The organism is Nocardia sp. NPDC004654 (assembly GCF_040609595.1).
Taxonomy (GTDB): domain Bacteria; phylum Actinomycetota; class Actinomycetes; order Mycobacteriales; family Mycobacteriaceae; genus Nocardia.
The window spans coordinates 1,233,576-1,243,307 of the sequence record NZ_JBEXKI010000001.1; the positions used below are offsets into that span (position 1 = coordinate 1,233,576).

The window sequence follows — 9,732 nt, forward strand, 5'->3', positions numbered from 1 at the left end:
GATCGCGTGCGGGACGGATCCCGCGCCGCGCCGAGGGACGGGAGCCGTCGATGATCGAAACAGTGCCGACCGCGGCGGATGTTCGGCAGGCGCTCGCGGAGGTCGCCGATCCCGCCGACGCGATCCATCTCCAGCGCTTCTTCAAGACCGGTCCCGGCGAGTACGGCGAGGGTGACGTGTTCGTCGGTGTGCGCGTCCCCATGACCCGCGCGGTCGCCAAACGCTTTGCCGCACTGGAACTCAGCGAGATCGACGACCTGCTCGACAGCGCCGTGCACGAGGAGCGCCTAGCCGGTCTCGTCATCCTGAACGCCCGCTTCGCCAAGGCGGCCAAGCCGCGCACGCTCGACGTGGCGGGGCAGGAGAAGATGGTGCGGCTGTACCTGGACGCCGTGCGGCGCGGCCGGGTGAACAACTGGGACCTCGTCGACGTGTCCGCCGAGAACGTCCTCGGCCCGTGGTTGCTGGACCGGCCACGGGATCTGCTCTTCGAGCTGGCCGCCGCGGATTCGCTGTGGGAGCGCCGCGTCGCCCTGCTGACCACCTTCGCCTTCATCAAGGCAGGCGATGCGAGCACGACCTTCGAGCTCTGCGAACGACTCCTCACCGACCGCCGCGACCTCATCCAGAAGGCGGTCGGCTGGATGCTGCGCGAGGTCGGCAAGCGCATCGACCGGGCGCTGCTGACCGGCTTCCTGGACGAGCACGCGCCCCGGATGGGCCGCACCGCGCTCGGCTACGCCACCGAACATCTCGGGGCCGCCGAACGAGCCGCCTACCGCGCGGCGCGGTGAGGGCGCCGATCGGCGCGGCGTCCGAAGACCGGCCCCACGCCAAGGGCGGCCTCGGCGCCAGCTCCGAACGCCCACCCGGGCGGCGCGCTGAGCGCAGGCAGGATGCCGCGATGCGCGGTCGGCGTGCTGAGGCACAGGCTGAACCTGCGCGGTCGAGCGCCCCTCAGAACTGGATGCGCAACCGATCCGTGACCGGCCGCGCCTGGCAGCCGAGGATGTACCCGTTCTCGATGTCCTCGGGATCGAGGATCTCGGCGTTCTCCATCTCGACCTTGCCCTCCAGCACCGTGCAGGCGCAGGACCCGCATTCGCCCTCCTGGCAGGAGTAGGGCACGTCGAGACCCTTGGCGAGCATGATGTCGACCAGCGTCTGCTTGCGCGGCCAGCTCAGCTCGTGCACCTCGCCGTCGAGTTCCACCTCGACGGTCGCCGCGTCGGCGGCCTCCTCGTCGCTCACCTCGACCGGCGCCTGGTCGGCGAACGGGTCTCCGGCAAGGGAATTGAACACCTCGGCGTGCGTGCGCGACCGTGGAACGCCGAGCCGGCCGAGCGCGTCGTGCACCAGGTCCATGAACGGCTTCGGCCCGCACATGAACGCCTCGTAGCCGGTGTAGGGCGCGACGAGGGTGGCGACCGTGTCGGCGGTCGGCAGGCCGAGCAGCGGCTCCAGCCAGTGGATCACAGAGAGCCGCTGCGGATGCTTGTCGACGAGTTCGCGCAGTTCGCGGGCGAAGATCACGGTTTCCGCGTCGCGGTTGGCGTAGACGAGCACGATCTTGCCGGTGCCGCGGGCCAGCGCGGACTTCAGGATGGACATCACCGGCGTGATGCCGCTGCCCGCCCCGAACAGCAGCAGGTCCTCGTCGAGGTTCTTCGGTGTGAAGACGCCGGAGGGCGGCAGCACCTCGAGCTGATCGCCCGCTTTCACGTTGTCGCACACCCAGTTCGAGCCGTAGCCGCCCTCGGTGCGCTTCACGGTGACCTTGGGCTGGTCGTCGGTGTGCGGCGAGCTGGCCAGCGAGTAGCAGCGGGCCACCGAGCCGGTCAGGTCGCTGGGGATGCGCAGCGTGAGGAACTGTCCGGGCTTGTACTCGAACTTCTCGCGCAGCTCGTCGGGGACGTCGAAGACCAGCGAGTTGGTGTCGGCCGTCTCGGCGATGACCGCGGCAACCCGCAGCACGACCGAGCGCGAGCCGTGGGGAACTTCGACGGTTGTCATGACGTCCTCTCGAATCCGGCACCGTCGGCGACCGCGGGTCCAGCAGCCGCCGACAAAACTAGAACGTGTTTCAGTTTCATCGTACGTCGCGGTCCGGCTGGTGGACAAGCTGGGCCTCGAGACCGGCGATCAGCACCTCCATGCCGAAGTCGTAGGCGTACTTGCCGCGCAGGTCGGATATGTACTTCGTGGCCCGCTCCACCGACTCGGGCAGCGCGACTTCCGACAGCGGGGCCCGGTCGCGGGGATTCACCCGGCTGCGGCCGAACAGGTAGGTGTGGATCGTCGCGTAGGCGGCGAGCACGTTGCGGTCGGAGAACCCCGCCTCGAACAGGATCTCCATGATGGCGGCGATCAGGTCGAGCTGTTTGCCCAGCATCTGCTCGATGAGCACATCGCCGAGCCCGGGGTGCTTGCGCAGTTTCTCATCGATCTGATCGATGAGTTCGCGCAGGCGCTGCTGCCAGGGCCCGGATTCCGGCGGTGGCTTGCGCACGCCGGTGAGCGCGGCGCTGGCGACGAGGTCGAGCAGCTCGCGCTTGTCGGCCACGTAGTAGTACGGCGCCATGGGGGAGACGCCGAGTTCGCGGGAAAGTCGCCGCATCGACAGCTTTTCCACGCCATCCGCGCGAACCACGCGCAGCGCGGCCTCCACGATCTCGGACTCCGACAGTGTGTTTCCGCCCCCGCTCGCCTGCATTCGACCGACTCCCATGCCACCTCTACTGCCGCGGGCATGTGCCGCCCGTCACGTTCTGTTCAGCTGCGCTACACCCGAAGTCTAGAGTGCCGCGTTGTCGGCCGGTGGCGGTGCGGGCGGTGCCCGTGCGACCCGCGGTGGCGGCGTGCTGCCGCGGCGGCGCCGCGCGACGGCGGAAGAGCGGGTCCCATCGATTGGAACGTGTTTCACTTTTGCGGGGCTTGTCGCTATGGTGTGACAGGGACTACACAGGTGGTCGCGGTCCGTCGTCAACTCGGAGGTTCTCATGCCGCATCAGTTCATCGCACCGAGCGACACCGACGAAGCGGAGCTCGTCGAGGAGAGCCTCATCGAAGAGGTATCCATCGACGGCATGTGCGGCGTCTACTGACGGGGCGACCGGGATGCTCGATCTCGATGCCCGATGGCAACTGCATCCGAGGGTGGCGCTGCGGCCCGAGCCCTTCGGTGCGCTGCTCTACCACTTCGGCACGCGCAAGCTCTCGTTCCTGAAGAGTCCGCGCGTCGTCGAGATCGTGCGGTCGCTGCCAGAGCACGCTTCGGCGCGTTCGGCCCTGCGCGCCGCCGGTGTCGCCGACGAAGGCGCCGCGCCGTACGTGCGGGCGCTCGCGCAACTGGCCGAAGGTGACATGATCATCGGCGCGCCGGTGCTTTCGGCCGGCGCCGCGGGAGCCAAGCCCGCGCTGGCGCAGGCCGTCCGGCCGGATGCGGGGGTGGTCCCGCGGTCGGACGGCGCTGCGCCCATCGGCAGCGTGTCCACCGCCACAACCGCTGCGCCGCAAGCCGATCGGGCGGTCCGGCTGGTCGATCGTTTCGAGAGCGGCCTCGCCGCGCCGATCTGCCTCACCTGGGAGCTCACCTACGCCTGCAATCTGTCTTGTGTGCACTGCCTTTCGTCGTCGGGTCGGCGCGATCCGCGCGAGCTGAGCACCGAGCAGTGCAAGGCGCTGATCGACGAGTTCGAGAGCATGCAGGTGTTCTACGTGAACATCGGTGGCGGCGAACCCACTGTGCGCCCAGACTTCTGGGAGCTTGTCGATTACGCGACCGCGCACCACGTGGGAGTCAAGTTCTCCACCAACGGCGTTCGCATCACGCCGGAGGTCGCGGCCCGGCTGGCCGCGAGCGACTATGTGGACGTGCAGATCTCGCTGGACGGCGCGGACGCGGCGGTCAACGACGCGGTGCGCGGACCCGGCTCCTACGACATGGCGATCCGGGCGCTGGAGAACCTGTCGGCCGCCGGTTTCCGTGACGCGAAGCTCTCCGTCGTGGCGACCAGGCACAACATCGGCCAGCTGGACGAGTTCCGCGCTATCGCCGAAAAGTACGGCGCCACTTTGCGTCTCACTCGGCTGCGGCCCTCCGGGCGCGGCGCCGACGTGTGGGACGAGCTGCACCCCACCCCGGACCAGCAGCGGGTGCTCTACGACTGGCTGTTGCGCAACGGCGAGGGTGTGCTGACCGGCGACTCGTTCTTCCACCTCTCGGCCTTCGGGCAGGCGCTGCCCGGCCTGAACATGTGTGGCGCGGGTCGTGTGGTCTGCCTCGTCGACCCGCTGGGCGACGTGTACGCCTGCCCGTTCGCCATCCACGACCGCTTCCTTGCCGGAAACGTGGTGTCCGACGGCGGTTTTCGCAACGTCTGGCAGACCTCGGAGCTGTTCTCCGAGCTGCGCGCGCCCAGCGGCGGCGGCGCCTGCTCGGGGTGCGCGCACTACGACGCCTGCCGTGGTGGCTGCATGGCGGCGAAGTTCTTCACCGGACTGCCCGCCGACGGACCCGACCCGGAGTGCGTGCAGGGCTACGGCGAGGCCGCGCTCGCCGACACCGGACGGACCATTCCCCGCTCCACGGTGGACCACTCGCGCCGGGCGGCGCCACGCCGAGGCGGCGCGGCACGCAAGGCGGGGCCGATCCCACTCACCCTCTCGGCCCGGCGTCCGTCGCGCGCCTGCGACGAGAGTCCCCTGGCATGATCGCCCGCCGGTTGCCAGCCGTGCGCTGCCAGCCGGCGAGCGCAGCGGATCGAAGGTCCGTCGATGAATAGCCAACGAATTGCTGCACTGTGCGACCGAGTTGTCCGCAACTCCACCGCAACACGCCGCGGCGCGACGGGCGCACGGTCACGGGCCTATTCGCGCGGAATTCGATCTTTTTTTCGGGACCGATGATGCCCGCGCGCGAATCTCCGCCTAGCATGCCAGGAATGCGCCATGATCGACTGCCCGACGGCTTCGGGGTACGGATCGATCCACGGGTACGCGCATACTCCGGAGGACGCATCCTGATCGGGGGCTCACCCGCCAGGTTGCTACGACTTGCCCCGGAGGCCGCCGAGATGATCGGCGACGGGTACCTCGAGGTCACCGACCCCAAGTCGGCGGTTGTTGCCAGACGGCTGCTCGATTCCGGAGTCGCCAACCCGCGGCCGAGACTGCTGCCTTCGCCCGACGACGTGACCGTCATCGTGCCGCTGCACAACAACGCCGACGGCCTCGCCCGGCTGTTGACGACGCTGCGCGGCCACAACGTGATCGTCGTGGACGACGGCTCCGACCAACCGGTGCGGATCCCCGAGTCCCGGGGCACCCGTTGCCGGGTCACCGTGCTGCGCCACGACCGGCGGCAGGGCCCCTCGGCGGCCCGCAACGCCGGGCTGCGGGCGGCGACAAGCGAATTCGTCGCCTTCCTGGACTCCGACGTGGTGCCGCGCAGTGGCTGGCTCGAGGTGATGCTCGGGCACTTCAGCGATCCCGAGGTCGCCCTCGTCGCGCCGCGCATCGTGGCGCTGGATCCGGAGTCCAACGCGCTGGCCCGCTACGAGCACACCCGCTCCTCGCTGGACCTGGGCAGACGGGAAGCCGCCGTGCGCTCGCGCGGCCTGGTCTCGTACGTGCCGAGCGCCGCGCTGCTGGTGCGGCGGCAGGCGCTGCTCGCCGAGGGCGGCTTCGACGAGACCATGCGGGTCGCCGAGGACGTGGACCTGTGCTGGCGGCTGGAGCGGGCGGGCTGGCGGCTGCGCTACGAGCCCGCCGCGCACGTGGCGCACGATCACCGCGTCTCGTTCCCGTCCTGGTTCGGGCGAAAGCTGTTCTACGGCACCGGTGCGGCGCCGCTCGGCGCGCGGCACGGCGACGGCATGGTCTCGCCGCTGTCGGTGCCGTCCTGGACGGTGCTCGCCGCCGTGCTGTTCGGGACGATGTCGAAATGGGGCCTGCTGGGCGGCATCGTCACCCTCGCCACCGCGCTCGCGCGGCTGCGCAGGGTGTTCACCGCGCTGGACAACCCGACGCGCATCGCGGCCATCTACCTCGCCCGCGGGTTCTTCGCCGGGCTGTGGCGGCTGGCGTCGGCGATGTGCAGGCACTACTGGCCGGTGACCGTGCTCGCGATGCTGGTCTCGCGGCGCGTCCGGCGGATCGCGGTGACCATGGCGGTGGCCGACGGCCTCGCCGACTGGTTCACCCATCGCGACGCGGGCGGGCTCGACCCGTTCCGCTACCTGGCCTACAAGCGTCTGGACGACATCGCCTACGGCACCGGGCTCTGGCTCGGCGCCTACCGGGCGCGCAGCGTCGAGGCGCTCAAACCCACGGCGCCGTCGCGGTGAAATCCACCGCGCCGCCGCGCTGATCGTTTCTTGCCGGGCCGACGGCCCGCCCGTCGGATGAGCTGGTTCCTATGGTCGACACCCTGATCGTCGGTGGCGGCACCGCGGGCTGCGTGCTCGCCGCAAGGCTGAGCGAACAGCCGGACCACACCGTGCGCCTGCTGGAGGCGGGCCCGGTGTGGTCGGCCGTGGCCGAAATGCCCGCGCCGCTGCGCGATGCCACGCGCTTGCCGATCGGGCCCGAGTCGCGGTGGCTGTGGCGATATCCCGCGACACTGGCGGCGAGCTCGGACGACGATCGCGCCGTCGAGGGGAACCTGGTGCGCGGGCGGGTGCTCGGCGGCTCGAGCACGATCAACGGCAGCTACTTCGTGCGTGCGCCCGCGGCCGATTTCGCGGCGTGGAGCGCGGCGCTCGGCGGTGCCGCGGAATGGTCCTTCGAGTCCGTGCTGCCCGCCTATCGCAAGCTCGAGGACGACCGCGACTACGGCGACCGGCCCGGCCACGGTCGCGGCGGCCCGATCCCGGTGCGCCGCACCGCCGTTCCGACGCCGGTGAGCCGCGCGTTCGCCACGGCCGCGCGCGCCGCGGGCTTCGCCGAGGTGCCCGATCTGAACGCATTGCCAGGGACAGGTCCCGCCGAAGGCGTCGGCCCGGTGCCGTGCAATGTCGACGGTGGCGCGCGGGTAGGCACCGCGTCGGCTTATCTGCTGCCCGCGCTCGGCCGACCCAATCTGACCGTGCGTGGCGGAGTCGTGGTCTCGCGCATCCTTTTCCGCGGTACCAGGGCGGTCGGCGTCGACTACGAGCACGGCGAGACCACCGGCACTATGACGGCCGATCGGATCGTGCTGTGCGCGGGCGCGGTGGAGTCGGCGGCATTGCTGCTGCGGTCCGGGGTGGGGCCGCCGGATCAGCTCCAGGCGCTCGGCATACCGGTCGTGGCGCCGTCGCCCGTCGGCGTGCGGTTCGACGACCATCCCGAGATCGGTCTCGAATACCAGCTCGGCGCTCCGACGCCCGCCACGGTGCCGCTGGAGTACGTGCTGAGTCTCGACGACATCGAAATCCGGCCTTACACAGTCCCGTTCGCCGGGGACCGGCACCGCATGGGCGTCGCGTTGATGCGTCCCGAGTCCGCGGGGGTGTTGCGGTTGCGCGGCCCCGAGCCGCTCGTCCCGATCGGAATCGAGCACCGCTACCTCGCGGGCGCCGCCGATCGCGCGCGATTGCGGGAGGCCGTCGCACTGGCTGTCGATGTGCTGCGACGAATACCGGGTGCGTACCCGTCTCACCCGCCGCCGGAGGGCGGCGACGACGCCTGGCTTCGCGCGAATCTTTCCACCTCGCAACATCTCTCGGGAACCTGCCGGATGGGCGCCGAGCGGGACGAGCAAGCGGTGGTCGACGCGCGGTGCGCGGTGCGCGGGGTGAGCGGACTGTCCGTGGTGGATCTGTCCGTGGTTCCGGTGCCGCTGAGCCGGGGGCCGCAGGCCACGGCGGTGATGCTGGCCGAACATGCTGCGGGCTGGCTCACATCGTGAAGTGAAAGACGACTGGGTCACAAAATGAGGAGGTCCGCCCCGGGTGTGAGCTGGCGGACAAAGCGGAATAACCGCCCTTGCCCCTGAATACGCGCCGGTACAGTTTGGGTCGGAAAGAAAGGCAAATGGTCAGCAATCTTGCAGGTGGGCGGTCCCCACGGCACGGCGTCGAACCCGGCACGCAACTCGGCGCTTTGGAAGCCTATGCCGCACAAGCACACGGATATCTTAGCGCGGGTGGCGAACAGCTGTCGCAGCTAGCCGGTCTGCTGCGTCCGCTCGTGCTGGAATCCTGGCTGCGCAGCCTGCGTAGCGGCGTCGATCCGATGGACGTGCTCAGCGAGCGCGGCCTGCGCGGCGCCGATCTGCGACGCTACCGCGACGCCCATCCGATGGCTGGCCTGATGCCGCTCATCGACAAATTGCTCGTCGAGGACGCGGCCCGCACGGGCTTGATCGTTTTGATCGCCGACCAATTCGGCCGGGTCCTTTGGGTACACGGCAAACCCGAACAAATCACCGCCGCGGCCGAAATCGGTTTGCGGGCGGGCGACGATCTCAGCGAACGCCGGGTCGGCACCAATGCCGTCGGCTTGGTGGTCCGCACCGGCCGTGCCGCCTGGATCCACGGGCCCGAGCATTTCCTGCACCGCATGCACCAGATCACCGGCGCCGCAGCGCCCGTGCACGATCCGGACGGCAGGCTCGTGGGCGTCCTGGTGATAGCTGGTGGTGTGCGGGTGGCGAAGCCGGAGATTCTCGCGCTGGTGAAGGCGACCGCCACCGCCGCGGAGATGGACCTCGTGCTCAGTGCGATGCGCTCGGGACGGCACGGCGGGCCTGGGCGGGACCGACCCGAACCCGCGGCGCCCGCCGAGTCGCGCGGGCTCGGGCTCGACGTCCTCGGCCTCGGGCAGCCGCAGCTGACCATCGCGGGCGATCGAGTTCCGTTGTCGCAGCGGCACGCCGAGATCCTGCTGTTGTTGGCCGAACATCCGGAAGGACTCGGCGCGGACCACCTCGCGCTGCTGCTGGACGACACCGATCTGGACAACGGGACGATTCGCGCCGCCATGTCCCGGTTGCGCTCGGTGGTCGGCCCAACCGTGTTCGGCTCGCGCCCATACAAGTTGCGCGTCCATGTCGCAACCGATGTGGAGGCGTTGCGGGCCGCGTTGGATTCCGGTGATGTCGATTCCGCATTACGTCTCTATGCCGGCCCGGTGCTGCCGCGTTCCACCGCTCCGGGAATTATCGATATTCGTGACGAACTGCGCGTCCGATTGCGCACCGCGGTTCTCGGTTCGCGCGAGGCCTCGGTGTTGCGGCGGTGGACCGCCGGTGCGGAGGGCCGCGACGACGCCGCGGCGTGGGCCGCGTACCGGTCGGTAGTAGATCGCGATTCTCCGCTGTATGCGCAGATCGAAGCCAAGATTCGGGTGCTCGATCGCCGCCTCGGCGCGGATGCAACGCGGATGCAACGTTCCGGCTCATAGTCTGCACATCCGAAAGTGCGGTAGCTCACATAGCGGCCCTGTTTGTGGTCGCGCGCACAAATCTGCTCGGAGTTAACTGTCTCCCGAGATCGAGATGGACAAGCGTCCAGATTTTTTTAGCTGAACTTGTTCCTTTTTATTTCCCGACCGCCTAATGTTCGCAATGCGCGGTGACATCCGTGTGATGTAGGAAACACCACCGGGGGCGTGGACCGACCCCCCGGTAGCGGAGTTGGAGGAACGATCAAGAGTTAGGCCCGGTGGCTCCGGCCGCCGATCTCTTCTCACCCATTGTTGGATCTCGCGCCGGTGACGTCGTCACCGTCCGCGCTCTCGCCGAATCGC

8 protein-coding genes and 1 pseudogene are annotated in these 9,732 nt (G+C 69.4%); 7 read left to right on the forward strand and 2 right to left on the reverse strand.

Going from position 1 to position 9,732, the window contains the following annotated elements; all coding sequences use genetic code 11:
- Positions 1-50 precede the first annotated feature (50 nt).
- Complete coding sequence (locus tag ABZV58_RS05790) at positions 51-794, forward strand: DNA alkylation repair protein (protein ID WP_354998967.1); 744 nt, start codon at positions 51-53, stop codon at positions 792-794.
- Between the two features lie 163 nt (positions 795-957).
- Here the strand turns inward: ABZV58_RS05790 and ABZV58_RS05795 are convergent, their stop codons facing one another.
- Both ABZV58_RS05795 and mftR2 read right to left on the reverse strand, forming a co-directional pair.
- Positions 958-2,013 carry a ferredoxin--NADP reductase gene (locus tag ABZV58_RS05795; RefSeq protein ID WP_354998968.1) on the reverse strand — a complete coding sequence of 352 codons (1,056 nt, stop codon included), beginning with the start codon at positions 2,011-2,013 and terminating at the stop codon, positions 958-960.
- A gap of 76 nt (positions 2,014-2,089) precedes the next feature.
- Positions 2,090-2,728, reverse strand: coding sequence for a mycofactocin system transcriptional regulator MftR2 (gene mftR2 / locus ABZV58_RS05800; protein ID WP_245910086.1), 639 nt, complete (start codon positions 2,726-2,728; stop codon positions 2,090-2,092).
- 271 nt (positions 2,729-2,999) lie between these two features.
- Between mftR2 and mftA the strand changes: the two genes are divergently transcribed.
- The 6 genes and pseudogenes from mftA (at position 3,000) to ABZV58_RS05830 (ending at position 9,387) form a co-directional block, all read left to right on the forward strand.
- Positions 3,000-3,104, forward strand: a complete 105-nt coding sequence (gene mftA / locus ABZV58_RS05805; protein WP_067784055.1) for a mycofactocin precursor MftA — start codon at positions 3,000-3,002, stop codon at positions 3,102-3,104.
- Between the two features lie 13 nt (positions 3,105-3,117).
- Positions 3,118-3,357: pseudogene (gene mftB / locus ABZV58_RS05810) on the forward strand (mycofactocin biosynthesis chaperone MftB); the annotation flags it as partial.
- A gap of 129 nt (positions 3,358-3,486) precedes the next feature.
- On the forward strand, positions 3,487-4,713 hold the full coding sequence (gene mftC / locus ABZV58_RS05815) for a mycofactocin radical SAM maturase (protein WP_354999052.1): 1,227 nt from the start codon (positions 3,487-3,489) through the stop codon (positions 4,711-4,713).
- 230 nt (positions 4,714-4,943) lie between these two features.
- Positions 4,944-6,347, forward strand: coding sequence for a mycofactocin biosynthesis glycosyltransferase MftF (gene mftF / locus ABZV58_RS05820; RefSeq protein ID WP_354998969.1), 1,404 nt, complete (start codon positions 4,944-4,946; stop codon positions 6,345-6,347).
- A 71-nt stretch (positions 6,348-6,418) separates the two neighbouring features.
- Complete coding sequence (gene mftG / locus ABZV58_RS05825; protein WP_354998970.1) at positions 6,419-7,891, forward strand: mycofactocin system GMC family oxidoreductase MftG; 1,473 nt, start codon at positions 6,419-6,421, stop codon at positions 7,889-7,891.
- Between the two features lie 125 nt (positions 7,892-8,016).
- A complete protein-coding gene (locus ABZV58_RS05830; protein ID WP_354998971.1) occupies positions 8,017-9,387 on the forward strand; it encodes a GAF domain-containing protein in 1,371 nt (456 codons plus the stop codon).
- The last annotated feature ends 345 nt before the right edge of the window (positions 9,388-9,732 follow it).